This window comes from Microbacterium sp. NPDC008134, assembly GCF_042957055.1.
Classification (GTDB): domain Bacteria; phylum Actinomycetota; class Actinomycetes; order Actinomycetales; family Microbacteriaceae; genus Microbacterium.
In genome coordinates this window covers 755,237-775,279 of the sequence record NZ_JBIBHO010000001.1, presented here as the reverse complement: position 1 = coordinate 775,279, position 20,043 = coordinate 755,237, and the positions used below count along the sequence as shown (strand labels likewise).

18 protein-coding genes are annotated in these 20,043 nt (G+C 68.4%); 2 read left to right on the top strand and 16 right to left on the bottom strand.

Annotated elements, in window-relative coordinates; all coding sequences use genetic code 11:
- Positions 1 to 4 precede the first annotated feature (4 nt).
- The 3 genes from ACFY9N_RS03590 to ACFY9N_RS03580 form a co-directional block, all read right to left on the bottom strand.
- Positions 5 to 1,270: an MFS transporter gene (locus ACFY9N_RS03590; RefSeq protein ID WP_391476893.1), complete on the bottom strand. Its 1,266-nt coding sequence runs from the start codon at positions 1,268 to 1,270 to the stop codon at positions 5 to 7.
- The gene (locus ACFY9N_RS03585) at positions 1,267 to 1,998 is read right to left on the bottom strand and encodes a TetR family transcriptional regulator (protein WP_391476892.1); all 732 of its coding nucleotides are present in this window, start codon (positions 1,996 to 1,998) and stop codon (positions 1,267 to 1,269) included. The genes ACFY9N_RS03590 and ACFY9N_RS03585 overlap by 4 nt, the downstream gene beginning before the upstream one ends.
- Before the next feature lie 69 nt (positions 1,999 to 2,067).
- Positions 2,068 to 2,688: a TetR/AcrR family transcriptional regulator gene (locus ACFY9N_RS03580; RefSeq protein ID WP_391476891.1), complete on the bottom strand. Its 621-nt coding sequence runs from the start codon at positions 2,686 to 2,688 to the stop codon at positions 2,068 to 2,070.
- A 140-nt stretch (positions 2,689 to 2,828) separates the two neighbouring features.
- Here ACFY9N_RS03580 and ACFY9N_RS03575 point away from each other — a divergent pair, with 140 nt between their 5' ends.
- Together ACFY9N_RS03575 and ACFY9N_RS03570 are read left to right on the top strand one after the other, a co-directional pair.
- A complete protein-coding gene (locus tag ACFY9N_RS03575; RefSeq protein ID WP_391476890.1) occupies positions 2,829 to 5,600 on the top strand; it encodes an efflux RND transporter permease subunit in 2,772 nt (923 codons plus the stop codon).
- Positions 5,597 to 7,549 carry a YhgE/Pip family protein gene (locus ACFY9N_RS03570; protein WP_391476889.1) on the top strand — a complete coding sequence of 651 codons (1,953 nt, stop codon included), beginning with the start codon at positions 5,597 to 5,599 and terminating at the stop codon, positions 7,547 to 7,549. The genes ACFY9N_RS03575 and ACFY9N_RS03570 overlap by 4 nt, the downstream gene beginning before the upstream one ends.
- Before the next feature lie 94 nt (positions 7,550 to 7,643).
- On the opposite strand, the gene ccsB is transcribed toward ACFY9N_RS03570, so the two are convergent.
- The 13 genes from ccsB to ACFY9N_RS03505 form a co-directional block, all read right to left on the bottom strand.
- On the bottom strand, positions 7,644 to 8,621 hold the full coding sequence (gene ccsB / locus ACFY9N_RS03565; RefSeq protein WP_391476888.1) for a c-type cytochrome biogenesis protein CcsB: 978 nt from the start codon (positions 8,619 to 8,621) through the stop codon (positions 7,644 to 7,646).
- Between the two features lie 4 nt (positions 8,622 to 8,625).
- Positions 8,626 to 10,431, bottom strand: a complete 1,806-nt coding sequence (locus ACFY9N_RS03560; RefSeq protein ID WP_391476887.1) for a cytochrome c biogenesis protein ResB — start codon at positions 10,429 to 10,431, stop codon at positions 8,626 to 8,628.
- Between the two features lie 43 nt (positions 10,432 to 10,474).
- Positions 10,475 to 11,239, bottom strand: a complete 765-nt coding sequence (locus ACFY9N_RS03555) for a cytochrome c biogenesis CcdA family protein (RefSeq protein WP_391476886.1) — start codon at positions 11,237 to 11,239, stop codon at positions 10,475 to 10,477.
- Complete coding sequence (locus ACFY9N_RS03550; RefSeq protein ID WP_391476885.1) at positions 11,236 to 11,886, bottom strand: TlpA family protein disulfide reductase; 651 nt, start codon at positions 11,884 to 11,886, stop codon at positions 11,236 to 11,238. Before ACFY9N_RS03550 ends, ACFY9N_RS03555 begins: the two co-directional genes overlap by 4 nt.
- Positions 11,887 to 12,021: 135 nt before the next feature.
- Positions 12,022 to 13,032 carry a Gfo/Idh/MocA family oxidoreductase gene (locus tag ACFY9N_RS03545; RefSeq protein WP_391476884.1) on the bottom strand — a complete coding sequence of 337 codons (1,011 nt, stop codon included), beginning with the start codon at positions 13,030 to 13,032 and terminating at the stop codon, positions 12,022 to 12,024.
- Between the two features lie 11 nt (positions 13,033 to 13,043).
- Complete coding sequence (locus ACFY9N_RS03540; protein WP_391476883.1) at positions 13,044 to 13,997, bottom strand: aldo/keto reductase; 954 nt, start codon at positions 13,995 to 13,997, stop codon at positions 13,044 to 13,046.
- A gap of 3 nt (positions 13,998 to 14,000) precedes the next feature.
- Positions 14,001 to 15,212 (bottom strand): mandelate racemase/muconate lactonizing enzyme family protein, encoded by a 1,212-nt coding sequence (locus ACFY9N_RS03535; protein ID WP_391476882.1) that lies wholly within the window; start codon positions 15,210 to 15,212, stop codon positions 14,001 to 14,003.
- The gene (locus ACFY9N_RS03530; RefSeq protein WP_391476881.1) at positions 15,209 to 16,051 is read right to left on the bottom strand and encodes a carbohydrate ABC transporter permease; all 843 of its coding nucleotides are present in this window, start codon (positions 16,049 to 16,051) and stop codon (positions 15,209 to 15,211) included. Before ACFY9N_RS03530 ends, ACFY9N_RS03535 begins: the two co-directional genes overlap by 4 nt.
- Positions 16,048 to 16,929: a carbohydrate ABC transporter permease gene (locus tag ACFY9N_RS03525; protein WP_391476880.1), complete on the bottom strand. Its 882-nt coding sequence runs from the start codon at positions 16,927 to 16,929 to the stop codon at positions 16,048 to 16,050. Before ACFY9N_RS03525 ends, ACFY9N_RS03530 begins: the two co-directional genes overlap by 4 nt.
- Before the next feature lie 31 nt (positions 16,930 to 16,960).
- Complete coding sequence (locus ACFY9N_RS03520) at positions 16,961 to 18,202, bottom strand: ABC transporter substrate-binding protein (RefSeq protein ID WP_391476879.1); 1,242 nt, start codon at positions 18,200 to 18,202, stop codon at positions 16,961 to 16,963.
- A gap of 76 nt (positions 18,203 to 18,278) precedes the next feature.
- Entirely contained in the window at positions 18,279 to 19,034 is a 756-nt protein-coding gene (locus tag ACFY9N_RS03515) for a GntR family transcriptional regulator (protein WP_391476878.1), read from the bottom strand.
- A 10-nt stretch (positions 19,035 to 19,044) separates the two neighbouring features.
- Complete coding sequence (locus ACFY9N_RS03510; RefSeq protein ID WP_391476877.1) at positions 19,045 to 19,584, bottom strand: heme-binding protein; 540 nt, start codon at positions 19,582 to 19,584, stop codon at positions 19,045 to 19,047.
- Between the two features lie 54 nt (positions 19,585 to 19,638).
- The gene (locus ACFY9N_RS03505) at positions 19,639 to 20,043 is read right to left on the bottom strand and encodes a MerR family transcriptional regulator (protein WP_391476876.1); all 405 of its coding nucleotides are present in this window, start codon (positions 20,041 to 20,043) and stop codon (positions 19,639 to 19,641) included.

Sequence of the window (20,043 nt, the reverse complement as noted above, 5' to 3'; positions counted from 1 at the left end):
CCCGTCAGAGAGACGGTGCGTCGCCCACCGGCACGTGCGGCAGCCGCCGGAAGCGCGGGTGCAGCCACACGAACAGTGTGACGATCGCCATGATCGCCGCGCCGATGATGATCGGCAGCACCGGCATCACGCCGTAGAGGGCCGTGCCGAGCGTGGGCGAGATCACGAACGTGAGACCGGTCGTCGCACCGATGAGTCCCGCGAGTCCGCCCTGCTCGTCGCGCCGAACGAGCAGCGTCGGCCCTGCCGTGTAGCCGGGCATCGCGGTGCCGAGCCCGAGGCCGATGATCAGGATCGCGGTGAACAGCGACCACGGGCCCAGATCGACGATGAGCAGCAGGAAGCCGAGCAGCGCCGCGAGGCCTCCGACACGCAGGAGCGTCGCCGGGGTCCAGCCGCTGCGCGGCACGATCAGGGTCTGGGCGACGACCATGCCGACGCCGGCGGCGAGCAGGGCCGCTCCGGTGACGAGCCCGGTCTGCGCGGAGGTGAGGCCGAGGCGATCCTGCACGACGAATCCGGTGATGACCTGAATGAACCCCAGCGCCGTGAACATCCCGAAGCCCGCGACCAGGAACGGCCAGACCCGGGTGTCGAAGGGCCGCACGCTCGCCGGCTTCTCGATCAGCTCGGTGCGCGTCTCGCGCCGCAGTCGGAAAGCGACGACGACCAGGGCGGCCGCGAGCAGGAACGGCACCACGATCAGCGGAGTGATCAGACCGAAGGCCGAGAGCAACCCGCCCACCACGGAGCCGGCGATCATCGCGATCCCCTGCACCGCACCGACACCGGCCATGCCCTTCACGCGCGCCTTCTCGTCGGTCGTCACATCGGCGATGTAGGCCTGGGCGGTCGGCGGCACGGCGGCGAGCGCGGAGCCGAACCCGATCCCGCGAAACAGGATGAACAGCACGAAGAGCACCGTGCCGCTGAGCAGACCCGTCATGCCGGCCCATGCCGTCAGCGCGAAGAGCGCCATCGTGACGACGGCGAGGCCGAGGGCCAGCACCAGCACCGGCTTGCGCCCCCAGGACTGCGAACGCCTCCCCCACATCTGACTCGTGAGCACGATCATCACCGCGGCGATGCTGATGGTGACGCCGATCTGCCACTCGGCGAGCCCGACCTCGCGCGACAGCGGCGCGATGATCGGGTTCAGCGTCATCTGCCCGAGGTAGGCGAGGAAGACGGCACCCAGCAGGAGCGGCACCTGCGAGCGCGGTGCGGCGGACTCCACGGTGGGGATCGAGGCGGTGTCGGCGTGTGTCATGCGGAAGTCCCTGTCGTTCGCGGAGTGATGTCGGTGGCCGACGGATGCGGCGGCGCGAGCTCGACGGCGATCCCCGCCAGCACGACCGCGAGCTTGCGGCGGAACCAGTCGAACGGGTCGCCCTGGATCGCGCGCAGCATCTCGGCCCGCACCTCGGCCGAGGCATCCGGCGCCTGGGGCGCGTGCCACTGACGCTCGATCTGCCGACGCATCTCGCCGTCACCCGCCGGCACCGGGGCGTCGTACGACTCCACGCCGCGGCGGCTGTCGGCGGCGAGATCGAACACGAGGTCGACGGCGAGCACTGCGGCGGATGCTGTGAATCCCTGCGCGACGAGGGCGGCGGCAACGCCGTCGGAGAGCGCGACGATCGACGGCGGGTAGATGCCGCGGGCGGCTTCGATCACGGCACCGGGGTGGCGCTCCCACGCGCGCCAGGACGCGATCGACCACCGCTCGAGGAGGGGCCGCCAGTGCCCGGTCAGATCGGGCCACTCCTCGGTGCGCAACGCGAGGTCGAGGCCGAGGCGCACGAGCTCATCACGGTTGGGCGCGTGGCGGTACAGCGTCGCCTGGCCCACGCCGAGCCGGGCGGCGACGGTCGCGAACGTCAGGTCGGAGAAGCCGACGGAGAGCACGGCGCGAGCGATAGCCTCCCCGTCGACAGCGGGCGGACGACCGGATGCCGGGCGGCGCGGCATCCGTCCACCGGAAGGAGTAAGGGTCACCTCACCAACTTATGAGAGTTAACTCTCGAAATCAAGCAGCACGACGACAGGGCCGCAGCGATCTGCCGCTCAGGCGAGCAGCAGATCCACCAGTCGCGCGAGCTCCTCGCCGCCCGCGCGTCGCAGCTGGGCGTCGTCCTGTCCGGCCATCGCGCCGCGCACGGTCATGCCCTCCCAGACGATCATGAGGATGCGGCCGGCCACCTCGGCCGGCACCCGCAGTTGCAAGCCGGCGGCATCGACGATGTCGCTGACGATCTGCGCGATGCTGCCGACCATCTCGCGCTCCTGCGCCAGATACGCCGCACCGAACTGCGCATCGCGGAGCGCCCGGATACGGATCTCGCTCATCAGCATCACGCCCATGCGGTCATCACTGCCCGAGTCCATCACCTTCTGCAGCAGATCGGTCGGATCGCAGCCGGGAGCGAGCCCGCCCTCGGCAGTGATCTCGGTCACCCGCTCGCGCACCGCGTTCACGCGTTTGTCGGCCACGCGGCCGGCGAGCATCAGGAAGAGCTCGTCCTTCGATTCGAAGTTCGAGTAGAAGGCACCGCGCGTGAAGCCGGCACGCTCGCAGACAGCCTCGACCGAGGCGCCGTCGAGGCCCACCTCCGCGAAGAGCTGCTCCGCGGCCTCGAGCAGTCGGGCGCGGGTGTTCTCACGACTCCGGGTTGCCGGTATCGACATCGAAACCTCCTGGTGTTCGCGATCGTGTCGATTCTCACACCTCGCACACAGATTCCCGCGTGCGAATCGCCTTACGATACAACTATGTATTGGATACACCTGTGTATCCACCCCATCCCCCACTTCCTGGAGGAACGCGCGTGTCCACTCTCCTGTCCTCACTCGGTCGCTGGTCGTTCCGGCACCCCTGGCGCGTGCTCGCCTCCTGGTTGCTCGTGCTCGGCCTCGCCGGCACCGGGGCGCTCGTGCTCGGCTCCGGCACGGACAACACGTTCTCGATCCCCGGCACCGAGTCGCAGGCCGGCCTCGAGCAGCTCTCGCGCTCGTTCCCCCAGGTGAGCGGCACCGACGCGCAGATCGTCATCGTGGCGGCCGACGGCGACGAGATGACCGACGACGCGTACCGCACCCCCATCGAGGATGTCGTCGACGAGCTCGGCGATCTCGACGGCGTGCTCGCGGTGACCTCGCCGTACGACGAGATGGTCAACGGCATGATCAACGACGACGACACCGCCGCGATCGTGCGCCTGCAGTTCGACGGGCAGGCATCCGACGTCTCGCAGGACACCCAGGACGAGCTGAGCGCCATCGTCGACGACCTCACCTCCGACCTCCCCGACGGCACCCGGACGGCCCTCGGCGGCGACCTCTTCGCGATGTCGATCCCCGGTATCACCCCCACCGAGGCCGTGGGCCTGCTGATCGCCCTGCTCGTGCTGATCGTCACGTTCCGCTCGTTCGTGGTCGCCGGCCTGCCCCTGCTCACCGCCATCCTGGGCGTCGGCATCTCGATGGCGGGCATCTTCGCCGCCACCGCGTTCGCCACCGTCTCGTCCACCACCCCGCTGCTCGCCCTCATGCTGGGCCTCGCGGTCGGGATCGACTACGCGCTGTTCATCATGGCCCGACATCAAGACCAGGTGCGCGCCGGCGTCGACCCCGAGGAATCGGCGTCCCGCGCCGTCGGCACCGCCGGATCGGCCGTCGTCTTCGCCGGGATCACCGTGCTCATCGCTCTCATCGGCCTCGGCTTCGCCGGCATCCCGTTCCTCACGACGATGGGCATCGCGGCCTCGGTCGCCGTCGCGATCGCCGTGATGATCGCGGTCACCCTCACCCCCGCCGTGCTCGGCTTCATGAAGGGACGCATCGTCGGGCGGCCGCGCCGCGAGCGCGCCTCGAAGAATAAGGACGGCTCCGCACGCGACCCGCGCCGCGCGTTCAGCGAGCGCTGGGTCGGCGGGGTGACGAAGCATCCCGTGGTCGTGTCGATCGCCGTGGTCCTCGGCCTCGGCATCGTCGCGGTGCCCGCCCTCAGCCTCGACCTCGCCCTGCCCAACGCCGGCGTGCTGCCGAAGGATTCCGAGGCCCGGCAGAGCTACGACATCGTCGGCGAGGAGTTCGGGCCCGGGTTCAACGGACCGCTCATCCTCACCGGCACGATCGTCACCTCGACCGACCCGGTCGGGCTCATGGACGACCTCGGCGACGCGGTCGCGAAGATCGACGGCGTGAAGAACGTCGCGCTCTCGACTCCGAACGAGACCGCCGACACCGGCATCGTGCAGATCATCCCCGAGACCGCGGCCGACGACCCTGCCACGGCCGATCTCGTGCGCGAGCTGCGCTCCCACCACGACGAGTGGCTCGACGAGTTCGGTATCGACCTCAAGGTCACCGGCTTCACGGCGGTCGGGATCGACATCTCCGACCAGCTCGGAGGCGCTCTGCTGCCCTTCGGGATCTTCGTGATCGGACTGTCGCTCGTGCTCCTCACCATCGTGTTCCGCTCACTGTGGGTGCCGGTGACGGCGGCCCTCGGCTACCTGCTCTCGATCGTCGCCGCGTTCGGCGTCGTGGGCGCGGTGTTCGAATGGGGCTGGTTCGCCGACCTGCTGCACGTGGCGAAGGTGGGTCCGATCATCAGCTTCATGCCGATCGTGCTCATGGGTGTGCTGTTCGGCCTCGCGATGGACTACCAGGTCTTCCTCGTCTCGCGCATGCGTGAGGACTTCGTGCACGATCGTGCCGCACGCTCGGCCTCACGCGCCGAACGCCGGGCAGCCGCGCTGCGCGCCGTCCGCAGCGGCTTCACGGGGTCGGCGAAGGTCGTCACCGCGGCCGGGCTCATCATGTTCGCGGTGTTCGTCGCGTTCGTCCCCGAGGGCGATTCGTCGCTCAAACCGATCGCGCTGGGTCTCGCCGCGGGTATCGCGATCGACGCGTTCCTCGTGCGCATGACGCTCATCCCCGCGCTGATGGCGATCCTCGGCGAGCGCGCCTGGCAGATCCCCGCCTGGCTCGAGCGCATCCTCCCCCGCGTCGACATCGAGGGCGAAGCGGTCGAACGCGAACGGCACCTGGCCGAGTGGCCCGGCGACGATTCGATCGTCGCGGCCGACGACCTCACGGTCAGCGCCGATGCCCCGGTCGTCACCGCACTGTCGTTCCGGGTCGCCCCCGGCGAGGCCCTGATCGCGACCGGCGGCGACGCCCGTGAGCGACGCGCCCTCGCCCTGGCCGTTGCCGGCCGAGTCTCCGCCGACGACGGGCGCCTCCGCGTCGCCGGGCACCTGCTCCCCGGTCGGGCGGCCTGGGTGCGCGCGCACGTCGGCTGCGTGATCGTCGACGATGCGGATGCCGCACTCGACGACCTCGCCGAGGCCCTGCGCGGGCGCACGGAGGTCGTGGTCGTCGACGGCATCGACCGACTGTCCGGCGGCCGACGCGACCAGGTCACGGCGATGCTGCGGGATGCCGCGGCCTCCCGTTCCCTCGCCGTCTTCGCCACGGCATCCGATGCGGCGACCGCCCGCACGATCCTCGCGGAGGCCGGCTGGCCGGACGCGAACCTTCTCGACACCCGCGCCCCGCGACGGGCGACCGCAACCACCGAGGTGACCGCATGACCCTCCCCATCGAGCGCGCACGCTCCCGCAAGCCCATCACGTGGCTGACGATCCTCGGCATCCTGCTGTTGCCGGCGGCGATCGGCGGCATCCTCGTCACCGCGCTGCAGAACCCGACCGAGCGCCTGGACTCCATGACCGCCGCGATCGTGAACCTCGATGAGCCGGTCGAGATCGACGGACAGCTCACGCCCCTCGGCCGCCAGCTCGCCTCCGGTCTCGTGGAGGGGTCGGACGACCTCGACTCGAACCTCACCTGGGTGATCTCGAACGAGGACGACGCTGCCGAGGGACTCGCGAGCGGCGACTACCAGGCGGTCATCACCATCCCCGAGGACTTCTCGTCGGCCGCGACCTCGGCCGGACGCACGATCTCCGAGGGCGAGGGCACGCCCGAGAAGGCGACGATCGAGGTCACCACGCCCGACGACGGCCTCGTCGCCGACGACCTCATCACGGGTCAGATCGCGAACGTCGCCGCCTCCACGCTCGGCACCACGCTGTCGGAGGCGACAACCGAGAACATCCTGGTCGGCTTCACGACCATCGGCGACCAGATCGGCGAGGCCGCATCGGGGGCGCTGGAGCTCGCGAACGGCGCGCGGGATGCCGCCACCGGCGCCGCTGCGATCCCCGACGGGGCCACGCAACTCGCGTCCGGTGCGGGCGAACTCGGGACGGGTGCCACGTCGCTGGCGACCGGACTCGACACGATCGCCGCGAACACGCGTCAGCTCGCCGCCGGTGCGGGTGAGCTCGGGGCGGGGCTGACCGGGGGTGCGGCCGCGCTGACCGACCCGAACGGCGCCTTCGGCCAGCTCATCGGCGCCGCGCAGGCCGGGGCACCGTTCCTCGCCACCGCGACCTCGGAATCGGCCAAGGCCGCGACCGATCTGGGCACACTCGCCGCCACCTGCGCGCAGTCGGGAGCGAACCCCGAGTTCTGCAACGACCTCGGTGAGGCGGCCACGTCCGCTGCGACCTCCGCCACCGCCACCGGCACGGCCTCGGCCTACCTCACTCCCGTCATCACGGGCCTCCCGGCCGCAGCCTCCACGCTGTCGACCAACATGAGCGAAGCGGGCGCAGGAGCCGCCCAGATCGCCGCGGGGCTGAACCAGCTCGCGACCGAGGGCGTCGACCAGTCCGCTGCGGGAGCCCGCGCGCTGGCGACCGGAGCCGGACAGCTCTCCAGCGGTGCGACCGAGCTCGCGACGGGTGCGACCGAACTCGCCACGGGTCTCGACACACTCGCGACCGGAGCCGGCGACCTCGCCGGTGGGCTGCGCACGGCATCCGACTCGCTCCCCTCGTTCAGCGACTCCGAGTCGACGTCGATCGCCTCGGTGATCGCTGACCCGGTCGAGTCGACCTCATCGATGAACACGATCTTCGGGCCGACTGCCATCCCGCTGCTCGCCGCGGTCGTGCTCTGGTTCGGCGGACTGGCCTCGTTCATCGTGATGCGGGCGCACACCGCGCGCACGCTCACGTCACGCCGATCGTCGCCGACGCTCACGCTGCGCGCCTTCTGGCCCGCCGCCCTGATCGGCGCCGGCCAGGGCCTCCTGGTCTCGCTGATCGTGCAGATCGTCGCCGGATACGACGCGGCCGCCTGGTGGTCCTTCGCCGGGACAGCCGTGCTCGCGGGCGTGGTCTTCGCCGCAGTGAACCAGGCGCTCGTGGCGATCTTCGGCGGCGTGGGCCGCTGGGTCAGCGCGCTGATAGGCGTCCTGGCCGTCGCGACCGGGTTGATCTCGACCGTGCCGGACTGGCTCGCCGGCCTCGGGGCCGCGCTCCCCACCTCGCCGGCCTTCACCGGGCTCATCGCGGGCAGCGGTTCCGCGGTCGCGGGGCTCGTGGTGTGGGGCGTGCTCGCCCTCGGCGCGACGACCCTCGCCGTGGCCCTGCGCCGCACGACCTCGGCGAAGACGGTGCTCGCGACCTGAGCCCCGGCATCCGCCCTGGCCTGTCACCGCCGCATGCGACGACGCCCCGTCCCTCGGAAGAGGAGCGGGGCGTCGTACGCACGGGGCGGATGCCTCAGCTGATGCCGGAGTAGGCGTGCAGACCCTTGAAGAACACGTTCACGATCGTGAAGTTGAACAGCACCGCTGTGAAGCCGACGATCGCGAGCCAGGCCGAGGGATTGCCGCGCCAGCCGCGGGTCGCACGGGCGTGGATGTATCCGGCGTAGAGCACCCAGATCACGAAGGTCCAGGTCTCCTTGACGTCGAAGCCCCAGAAGCGACTCCACGCGTAGTACGCCCAGATGGAACCGGCGATGAGGGTGAAGGTCCAGAGGATGAACCCGATGATCGTGAAGCGGTACGCCATGCTCTCGAGGCGCTCCGACGAGGGGAACGTGCGGAGGAACCCGGGGCCGGTCTTCTCCGCGCCCTCCGTCACGAGGCGCTCGCGACGTGACTGCATGAGCTGGATGACCGAGAGGGCGAAGGCGAGCGCGAAGAACGCCGTGCCCAACGAGGCGACGAAGACGTGGATCACGAGCCACACGCTCTTGAGCGGGTCCATGAGCGGGGTGACATCGACATAGAAGTTCGTCGACGACAGACCGAGCAGCACGACCACGAGGCCGGTGATGAACGTTCCGAGGAAGCGCAGGTCGACCTTGATGAGCACGATCAGGTAGACGGCGATGATGAGCAGCGTGCCGATCATCGCGAACTCGTAGAGGTTGGCCCACGGCACACGACCGGCGTGGATGCCGCGGGTGAGGGTCGCCCCGAGGTGGAAGATGAACCCGAGCACGGTGAGCGAGGTGCCGATGCGCGCCATGACGAAGCGCTGCGGCTTCGGTTCGATGGGCTTGCCGGTGGCCGTGAGGGTCGCTCCCCCGCGCGCTCCGGCACCGACGAGCTCGCCCTCGCGCACGCTCTGCGCGTCGGCGGAGACCTGCGAGCGGCGGGCGAGGTCGAATGCGAACGCGATGAAGGCCGCGGCGTAGATCGCGATCGCGGTCCAGAGCAGGACCGGCGAGATCACTTCGAGGTCGAACATGGTGTCAGTCTACTTTCGGGGAGTCGGATGCCGTCGGGTCGGCATCCGCGAGGTTTTCGGCCGAGTCATCAGCCGGTTCTTCGGAGGTCTCTTCGTCGGTCTCGGCATCCGCGCGGGCGACCGTGCCGCCGGCCGCATCGAGCAGGCGGCCGTGACCCGCGACGATGTCGTCGAGCGCCACGGCGATGGTCGGGTCCTCGCCACGGGCGAGTCCGGCGTACTCGAACGCCACGCTGTCGCCCTCGGCCGTCGCCTTGACCCACATGCGGCGGCGCGGAACGAACAGCGCGAGCATGAGTCCGCCGAGCGCGAGAACCGCGAAGCCGAGCACCAGCACGCCGGACTCGTCGCGGTGGATCTGCAGCGAGGCGAAGCGCTTGACCGACTGCGTGGCGTCGGTCGCACCCTCGGGCGACTCGTCCTCGAAGGTGACCGTTCCCATGCCGTTCGGCAGGTCGGCGGTCTCGCCCGGGGCAAGCTCGATCGAGTCCTTGTCGACCGCGCGCCCGGTGAGCTGGGTGAGGTCGGTGGTGTCGAGCACGTACACCGACCGCGGGGTGCCGTCGTTGATGCCGAGGTCGCCCGAGTACACGTCGAGCGTGAGGGTCGGGTTGGTGAGCGCCGGGTACGCCGAGAAGAACGCCCCGGTGTCGAGCACGGCGGTGGTCGGGTAGAAGAAGCCCAGCAGACCGAGCTGCTCGGGAAGTCCGTCGGTGACCTTGATGACGCCGAGCGAAGTCATGTTGGTGTCCTGCGGCAGGAACGGCACGCTGTTCGTGAACACCACGTCGCCGTCGGCGTTGCGCACCGTGATCGTCGGGGCGTAGCCGTTGCCGAGCAGGAAGATGTCGTCGTCGGCGACCGGCAACGGCTCGTTGACCTTGATGGCGCCGGTGCGCTCCTCGCCGTTCTCCTTGACCGTGACGTTGGCCGAGAAGTCGCCGGCCTGCCCGGAGCCCGCCTCACCGAACGGCGTGTACGAGACGTCGAAGGTGTCGAGACGCATCGAGTACGGCGCGAGGGCGTCGTCGGCGACGAAGCGCCCGCGGTTCATCGAGTCGTAGTCGACGAGCGTGTTCGCGAAGGTCTCGCCCTCGACCAGCACCCGCTGACCGGTATACGCGAAGCCGCCGCCGACACCGACGGTGACGAGCACGCCGACGAGCGCGAGGTGGAACAGCAGGTTGCCGGTCTCGCGCCAGTACCCGCGCTCCGCCGACACCGAGAAGGTGCGCCCGCGGTCGTAGCGCTCGACGCGATAGCCCAGTGCCTTGAGTTGTTTCGTGGCGACGTCGATCGATGCGGATGCCTCGGCCTCGGCATCCGCCTTCTCACCGCTCTTCGGGGACGCGACGTCGCGCGTCACGGCTCGGAAGTCGTCGAGTCGCTGTAGGCGCGCCGGCGTGCGAGGCGGGCGGGCCTTGAGCGCCTTCCAGTGGTGCCGGATGCGCGGGATCACGCAACCGACGAGCGAGGTGAACAGCAGCAGGTAGATGGCCGAGAACCACGGCGACAGGTAGACGTCGAAGAGCTTGAGCCCGTCGAGGATCGGGAAGAGATCGGGGTTGTCGCGCTCCCACTGCGTGACACCGTTCGGGTCGGCCATGCGCTGCGGGAAGATCGAACCCGGGATCGCCGCGACCGCGAGCACGAGCAGCAGGATCAGAGCGGTGCGCATCGAGGTGAGCTGGCGCCAGCCCCAGCGCAGCCAGCCGACGAAGCCGAGGCGCGGTTGCGTGATCGAGTCGTCGCCGTCGACGTGGTCGGACGGCCGCAGCGGATCGCTGGACCTGGTCGTCTTGCTGCTCACGGCACTCTCGTTCTTCCGGGGCTTCTTCTCGGTCGTCTCGTGATCAGAGCGGGAGGATGACACTGCTCATCACCGCCGTCAGTCGGGACATGATGTCGGTCCACAGCCCCGTGACCATCAGCACACCGAGCGCGATCAGCAGCACGCCGCCGATGACGTTGACGACGCGGATGTGGCGGCGCAGGAATCCGATAGCCGTCGTCGCCCAACCGAACCCGAGGGCGACGAGCAGGAACGGGATGCCGAGACCGAGCGAGTAGGCGAGGCCGAGGGCGCCCGCGCGCACGGGATCACCGGCGTTGAAGGAGAGGGCGAAGATCGCGGTCAGGGTGGGGCCGAGGCACGGCGCCCACCCGATCCCGAGCGCGATGCCCAGGAGCGGTGCCCCGATCACGCCGTACTTGCCGTCGACATGGAACCGCAGCTCGCGCTGCGCGAAGCCGAACAGTCCGAGGAACACGAGGCCCATGAGGATGATCACGACGCCGAGGATGCGGGTGATGAGCTCACCCCACTGGATCAGGAAGACGCTGGCGACACCGCCGAGAGCGGTGATCGCGACGAAGACCGCGCTGAAACCGGCGATGAACAGCAGCACGCCGAGCACCAGGCGGCCGCGCCCCGGGGCCACGGCATCCGTCGTCGCGCCGTTCGTCGGACGCGGGGCGACCGATCCTCCGAGGAATCCGAGGTACCCCGGCACGAGCGGAAGCACGCAGGGCGACAGGAACGAGATGAGCCCGGCGAGCAGGGCGACCGGGATCGCCAGCCAGAGCGCTCCCGAACCGATGATGTCCTGGGGGTTCACGCGCTCTCCGCGAGCGCGTCCTTGACGAGCGTGGACAGGATCGAGGTCCCGTCGATCGGCCCGATGATGCGGGCGGCGACGCGGCCCTGCTTGTCGAGCACGAGGGTGGTGGGCGTGGCCTGGATGGGCGTCTCGGCCGCGAAGGCGAGCTTGGCCTGCGCGGTGTCGACGTCGATCAGGCTCGGGTAGGTGATCTCGAACTCGGTCGAGAAGGCCTTGGCCGTATCGGCCTGATCGCGGGTGTTGATGCCGACGAACGACACGCCCTGGTCTTCGTACTCCTGCCAGACGGCCTCGAGGTCGCCCGCTTCGACGCGGCACGGAGCGCAGCCGGCGTACCAGAAGTTCACGACCGTGACCTGGCCCGCGATGTCGGCGCTGTCGAACGCCTCGCCGTCTTCCGTGACGCCGTCGAACTCGATCGGCTCGCCGCGCTCGGCGACGGGGATCTCGACGATCGCGCCATCGGCGGCGACGTAGCCGGTGTTCTCACCGCTCAGGAACGACTCGCTCACGGCATCCGGAGCGCACGCGGTCAGGCCGACGGCAAGCACCGCGGCGAGCGCGGCTCCGACCGCACGCCGGGAACGGCGAGTGCGGGAGGGGCGGCCGCTGCGGATCGGGTCAATCCTCGAGGCGAGTGGCACGGTTACGAGTTTACGCCGAGGTTCCTATGGTTAGGCCGGATGCGAGTGGCGCTCAGGGGTGTTCTGCGCAGCCACTCTGAACCACGAGAGCTCGCGGGTATCAGCAATCCGACCGAGTTCCTTCGCTCTGCATCCTCACCGTACGGCGCGAATGACCTCGAGCCCGCGGATGCTGTCGCGAGGATCGACGGGAATCGCGCCGCCGCGGGTCAAGGAGCTGGCGACGCGCTCATAGAAAGAGAGGTGCCGACCAGCCTGCAGCTCCACTTCTTCCACGACGCCGTCGGGGCGACGCACGGTGGCGGCGCGTCCGTCCTGATGCACACCGAATCCGGCATCCGTCGGACGCATCCCGGCGATGGACTGCGGTTCCTGCGGGTCGAGCCCCGAGAACTCGAAGACTCCCGCCGAGCCGACGACTCGAAAGCGCGGTCGGTTCGACGGCGCGATGGCGCTCATCCACAGCCGTGTTCGAACACCGTTGGCGTGCGTCATCGAGACGAACGCATCGTCATCGGCTCCACCGCCGCGACGATTGTCGAGTTCTCCGTGCACGCTGACGACATCGCCGAACAGCACGAGCGCCTGATCGATGAGATGCGGGCCGAGGTCGAAGAGTATTCCTCCCCCGTCTTCGGGCGTCGCGGTGTCCTTCCACCTGTCGCTGAGCTTCGGCGACCACCATTCGAACGCCGAATCGAACTGGTGGATGTCGCCGAGAGCTCCCTCGGAGATGAGAGCTCGAACCGTGAGGAAATCGCCGTCCCACCGGCGATTCTGGAACACCGTCAGCGGAACACCCGCTGCCTCCGCCCGCTCCACCAGAGCGCGTGCGCTTTCGACGTTCGTGGCCAGTGGCTTGTCGAGCACGACGGCAATCCCTGCGTCGACCGCGCGCTGCGCATACGGCACGTGCGTCTCGTTCGGGCTGGTGACCACCACCAGATCGAATCCGCCAGCGGAGAAGAGATCATCGACGCTGGAGTGGATGGAGGCTTGCGGGTATCGTCCCGCTGCGGCTCGGGAGCGCTCCGCATTGGCCGTGACGATGTGCGACACCTCGAGCCCGTCCGTCGCGTCGACGAGAGGCGCGTGGAACACCCTTCCGCCGGTGCCGTACCCGATGATTGCTGTGCGGATGCTCATGTGACTCCTTCTCAACGGGGACCGGCGAGGTCCGCGGGCAGGGCGGCAACGACGCTGTCGATCTCGACGAAGAGCTCGTCAGGGATGGCGCAGGTCACCGCCGCAACGCTTTCCTCGATCCGCTCCGGGCGGGAGACGCCGACGATGGTGGTGGCGATCCTCGGGTCGCGCGTCGAGAACTGCGTAGCGGCAGCGGCAAGCGGGACGTCCGCTTCAGCGCACAGCTGTTCGATGCGACGGATGGCGATCAGCAGTTCCTCCGGCGCTTCGCGGTACCCGTACCTCGAGGACGAGCCTGTGCCCGTGGCGAGGATGCCGCCTCCGAGCACAGCGGCGTTGACGACGCCCATCCCGCGCTCGACGGCGGCGTCGATCATCCGCTCCGCACGTCGGTTGACGAGTGTGAACCGGTTGTGCGTGAGCAGGACGTCGAAGAATCCGGTCTCGACATACTCGGTGATGATCGTGGTGTCGCCGCCCGCGACGCCGATGGCGCCCGCGATGCCCTCGTCCTTGAGCGCCCGCACAACCTCGACCGCTCCACCGGGTGCAGTCGCTTCGGCGAAGGTGGTGTTCTCCGGATCGTGAAGGTAGAGCAGCGGGACACGGTCGACGCCGAGGCGTTCGAGGCTGCCCTCGATGGCGCGACGCATCTGCGCACCCGAGAAATCACCGGTCGTGAGGTCTCGCGTGACCTTGGTCGCCAACACGAAGTCGTCGGGCACTCCGCCGATCTGCGCGATGGCCTTACCGATGCGCCGCTCCGACTCTCCATCGCTGTACGCGCAGGACGTGTCGATTGAGCGGATCGGGCCGGTGAGCGCGGCCAGCGCAGTCGCGATGCCCTGCTCCTCGGCGACGTCGTAGCCGAAGTTCTTCGGCATCGAGCCGAGCGGGGCTCCGCCGACGGTGAGCGGGGTGATCTGCAGTCCTGTGCCTCCGAGGGCGCGCAGGTTCCATTCCATGGGTCAGTGCTCCTTGATGTTCCAGTCGAAGAAGTCCTCGGCGCCCGGCTCGAGGTGCGCCGCCGCGGCCTCGCGGTCGAAGTCCACCCCGAGTCCGGGGCGGTCGCCGACGCGCACATGGCCATCGACGACGATGGTGTCGTCGAAGCCGTCGAGGATGTCGTACCACCAGGCGTCCGCTGACACCGGGTACTCGAAGGCGATGAGGTTGTCGGGCAGGGTGGCGGAGAGCTGGATGAGCGCCGCGAGGCCGAGGAGCCCGCTGCTCACTCCGTGCGGGGCGACCTGCACGCCGTGCAGGTCTGCGTACTCGGCGATCCACTTGAACTCCGCGAGTCCGCCGACGTCTCCGGGATCGGGGCCGATCACACGGACGGCGCGCTGCTCGATGAGCTCGCGGAAATTCTGCCGCAGGTACAACTGCTCGCCCGTGTGGGTCGGCACCGTCGTCGCGGTCGTCACCTCGCGGTAGCCGGCGACGTCGTTCCACGGCACGAAGTCGCCGGTGAGCAGGTCTTCCGCCCACGCTATGTCGAACGGCTCGAGAGCACGCAACAGCGTGATGGCATCGGGCACCGTGAACCCCGGCCCCATGTCGAGCGCGAGACGTCGGTGCGGTCCGATGACGTCCTTCATCGCCGCAACGCAGTCGACGATGTGTCCGATGCCCCGAGGGGTGAGGGACCCGCGGTTCGGGTGCAGGGGCCCCTCACGGAGTTCTCCATAGAGGAAATCGGGTGTGTTCGGCGCCATGAAGCCGTGCAGGCCGACGCCCTCTTTGAAGATCGAGAACCCCTCCGGGGAGTCGACCATGAACTGCATGGACGCGGCGTAGTCCTCTGGGGTGTGGTTGCCCAGGGTGGTGCGGATACCGCCGTTGTAGACACGGATGCGGTCGCGCACCTTGCCGCCGAGGAGACGGTGGATGGGCACGTCGAGTGCACGCCCGGCGATGTCCCACAGCGCGATCTCGATGGCGCTGACCACGGCGCCCCAGGGCTTGGATGCCCCGTAGCGGCGGATACGCATCATGCACCGCTCCACCTCGGTCGGGTCCTGCCCGAGCAGCAGGGCACGGTACATGTCGAGGGATCCGGCGACCGCGCGCGGCTTGGAGAACTCGATCTCGGCGAACCCGTCGATACCTTCATCGGTGAGCACGCGGATGATGGGGCTGCGACCGATGCGGGCGCAGCGGACATCGGTGATCTTCATCCCTTTACCGCCCCTCCGGTGAGCCCGCCGACGAAGTAGCGCTGCAGGGCGATGAAGGCGATGACCAGCGGAACGGTGAGCACGACGGATGCCGCCATGGTGGCGCCCCAGTCGACACTGAACTCGTTCGCGAACTCGGTGAGCGCCACGGGCGCCGTTCGCGCCGCAGTAGAGCTCGTCATGACGGAGGCGAACAGGAACTCGTGCCACGACTGCAGGAACGCGAACATGCCGGCGGCGACGAGACCCGGCGCGCAGATGGGCAGGGTGATGTAGGTCACTGCGTCGAAGCGGCTGCCGCCGTCGATCTGTGCGGCCTCTTCGAGGTCGACCGGGATGGCAGCGATCTGATTGCGCACCATCCACGTCACGAGCGGCACGGTGATGGCGAGGTGCGCGCACGCGAGGCCGATGGTGGTGTCGAGCAGCTTCATCGACGACACGATCTGGTACAGCGGCAAGAGCACCACCGTCAGCGGCACGACCTGGCCGAGCAGGATGAACAGCGCGAGCGGGCGGGCACTGCGGAACTTGAACCGCGCGAGGGCGTACCCGGCGCTGAAGCAGAAGATCAATGTCGCGATGGCCACGAGCAATCCGACGATGATCGAGTTCAGCAGCGCGCCAGGCATGTTGGATGCCGTGAACACGGTGACGAAGTTGTCCCAGGTCCACGCGTCGGGCAGAAGCCTCGTCGGCACCTGGAAGATCTCGTCGCGAGGCTTGAACGAGGTGAACACCATGACGACGACGGGCGCGAGAGACCAGACGAGGATCAGGGCGAGGACGAACCAGACGCCGATGACGGCGAACGAACGGGCGAGAGAACGGTTCTTCATGACTGCTCCTCGATATCGGTGCGCATCGTTCGCGCGAACAGCACGGCGAACACGGCGCCGATCACGAGCTGGACGAACGCGACGGCATAGACGAGCGTCTGGTCACCGTTCTGGAACGCCTGGTACAGCAGAATCGGCAAGATCGTGGATGCTCCCGCCGGTCCCCCGCTGGTCGTGACGTAGATGATGGTGAACGAATTGAGCGCCCAGATCGCAAGGGTCAGCACGCAGATACCGGTGGTGGTGCGGATAGCGGGAAGGATGATGTGCCACAGGATCGTGGCGTTGCCTGCGCCGTCGAGACGGGCCGCCTCGTATCGCTCTTCGGGGATTCCGGTCAAGGCAGCCGAGACCATGAGCATGACGAACGGCGCGGTCACCCAGATCTGGATGAGGGCGACGGCGATCAGGACGATATCGGGGTTCGAAAGCCACCGGATCGGGGAATCGATGAGACCGATGTCGAGGAGGGTCTGGTTGAGGATGCCGTAGTCGGTGGAGAGCGTCCAGCGCCAGACGGTCGCCGCGACGACGCCTGGGATGATCCAAGGAATCATCACCAGCCCGCGCCACAGCCCGACCAGGCGCAAATGCTTCGACTGCAGCACAAGGGCACCGAGGTACCCGATGATGACAGCGCCCACGACGGACACGAGGGTCCAGACGAGGGTGTTCCACATCACCGGCCAGATGTTGGGGGCGGCGAACAGACGGACAAGGCCCTCTCCTCCGTCCGTGATGACCCGCACGATGGTGGTGCCAATCGGCACCACCATCAGAACGACGGTCAGCACGAGCGCGGGGAGCATGAGGGCCACGGGGCGACCGGACCGGCGTCGCGTGCCGGTCGCCCCCGTGGTGATGCTCTGCGTCGACATCTTCTCTACTAACTGTGTTGCGTGCGGCGCGTCAGCCGGCGAAGGCCTGGTCGACGATCTGCTGGATGTCCGTGGCCGCCTGCTCCGCGGTCTTGCGCCCGAGAGCGACCTCCTGGATCTGGTCGTGCACGGCCTGCACCGACCCGGTCCAACGGGGATCGTTCGGTGCCGGCACGGAGTACTCGGCGAGCTGCTCGGCGTACGCGACCCGCTCCGGGGTCTGGAACTTCTCGTCGTCCGACGCGCTGATGCGCGCCGGGAACGTCAGGGTCAGCGCAGCCATGCTCTCGGGCTCGGCGAGGAACGCGACGAAGTCTTTTGCGGCGTCGAGGTGAGTGCTCTCCGCGGGCACGAGGTGCGCCCAGCCGACACCGAGGGCGGTGCCGGGACCATCAGGGCCGGGCAGGACAGCGGTGGCGATAGGCGCGCCCTGCGCCTGCGCCTCGGCGACATCGAAGACACCGCCGGGGTACATCGCGACACGACCCTGGAGGAACAGTTCGCGGATCGCGGTGTTGTCGAGCTCGAACGAGCTCGGGCTCGCCCAGCCGTCGACGATGGATCCACCGATCATCTCGACTGCGGCCTGGGTGGATGCCTCATCGAGCTCGGGCGCTCCGTCGACCACATCGGCGCCGTCGGAGACGGCGAACTCGAGGAAGCGAAGCGTCAGGTCACTGGGCTCCCCCTGCATCGGCCAGGCGGTGCCGACGACATCGCCGGAGGTGAGGGCCTTGGCGTCGTCGATGAACTCGTCCCAGGTCGCGGGCGGGGTGTCGATGCCGGCCGCTTCGAAAAGCTCCGGGTTGTAGATCAGCGCGTTCGTCGCCCAGCGGTACGGCATGGCATAGGTCTTGCCATCGAAGGTGAGCGCGTCGACGAGGCCGGGCGCGAAGTCGTCCTTCGGGGCATCCGCTCCGAACAGATCGCTGAGGTCGGCGAGCTGGTCCTTGTCCGCGTACGTGCGTACACGCGAGATGGACTCGGTGATCACGTCGGGGACATTGCCGGAGTCGAGAGCCACTGCCGTGCGGTTGGCAACCGTGTCACCCGTCGTCTGGATGATGTCGACGGTGACGCCGGAGTTGTCCGCCTCGTATTGGTCGACGAGCGCGACGGCTGCGTCGTAGTCCCAGTCCGGAACCCACCAGGTGACGACGTTCTCGTCGTCGCCCGAGTTCTGCACCACGTTCACGATCACGGTCGCTGCGATTGCGGCGACGGCGACACCCGCGGCGCCGAGGAGTACCCCTGTGCGCGCCTTGATTGCCATGTTCTGCTCCATTGCTCGAAACCGCCCCTCGGGTAGGGGCTGACAAGACAATGATGCAATTGGTAATTACAGGATGTCAACTCCGAGAGTGTTGCACTTCGACATCGAGGCGGCTCAGGTCCCCGCGGTGGAAGCCGGCGAAGCGCTCCACGGCACGCCCTGACTCATCGAACGAGACGCTGCGCATCACGAGGATCGGCGCTCCCGGATCGACATCGAGCGCCTCCGCGACCTGCTGCGAGGCCTGCTCCGCAACGAAGGATCGACGCGCACGGTCGAAGGTGACGCCGAACTGCCGCTCGAGGATACCGAAGAGCGACACGTCTTCCAGAGGCACATCGAGCAGGGGGCGGCCGATGTCGAGCGGGAGGTGAGTACGCGTGAAAGCCCACGGCACTCCGTCCACTTCGCGAATACGCTCTATTTCGACGACCTCGGTCCCCTCGGCAACGCCCAGGTCGTCCGCGATCCGCTGCGATGCGGGAACGATCCCCCGCCGCGCGACACGCGAGTGCTGATGGCCCTCTTCGCTCTGAATGTCCTCGAACGTGCCGACGAGCGCGCCACCGAACCCGGCGGAGGTTCGACGGTCGGCGAGGAACGTCCCCCGCCCTTTCTCACGGCTGATGACCCCCTCGTGCTCCAGCTCCAGAAGGGTCTGCCGGACTACCGTCCGCGAGACGTCGTACGTGTCGCAGAGCTCACGCTCGGTGGGGATGCGGTCGCCGGCTTCAAGCCCTCGAGCCGCGATATCGGCGAGCATCAGCGCCTTCAACTGCGAGTAGAAGGGAACGGGTGAGCGACGGTCGATGGTCGCGGGCACGTCGGACATGACAGAAACCTTAGGGCTTCGGGGCGGGTGCGAGCACGCTGATCAGCGCAGCCATGGCAAGATCGTGGTCGCCTTCTGGCGAGGTGACGATCCCGGACACGGTGACCGTGCCGACGACGTTTCCGGACATGAGAACGGGCACTGCGCCGCCGGCGACGGCGAATTCCGTGGGGTCGAGCCAGTCCGGAACACGACCCGACTGGCGCTGACGCAGGAGGAACTCGTAGCTCGGAATCTCATGACGGACGGCGGTGTTCACCTTTCGCCGCACCCAGTCATCGTGCTCGGCAGTGGTCCCCGCGCGAGCCGCGTGGAAGACGACATGATGACCTCGTCGCACGTCGATGACGACGGGAAGATCCTGTGCTTCGGCGATACGAAGAGCCTCTTGACCGACGGCGAGAGCTTGGTCGTGGGCGAACTGCAGAACCTCCAGGTCGTCGCGTTGCCCTCGGACACGAAGCAGCTCATTTTCTATGAAGGACTGGTCCATCACTCTCCCATCATTGGTAATGACAGGATAGCCGGAGATCGATTGTGCTCGCTCCACGCACCACCGGTTCGGACGGCACGGATGACATCCGCCGCCTTATCGACGCAGTGCTCAGAATCGCGAGAGCACGTCGTCGACGCCCGCCCGGAATCGCGGGCACGTGGCGATGTCATGCGAGCGGCAGCGCAGGGCGTGCTCGGTCATCTCGCGCGAGCGACGCATCTCCTCCATGCGCCGGTCGATGTCGTCGATGTGCGACTGCAGCACCTGATGCCGCCCCCAGCTGCTGTCGTCGAGCAGCACGGCGATCTGGTCGAGCGTCATGCCCGCCGCCTTGCTGCGCTGGATCACGGCGATGCGCACGACGTCATCCTCTACGTATCGACGGCGACCGGCGTCGTCGCGCGCGGGGGTCAGCAGGCCGACCGATTCCCAGTGGCGCAGCACGTTGGTCGGCAGGTCGACGCGCGCCGCGACATCGCCGACGGACCACGGGTGCTGGGCATTTGACTTCAT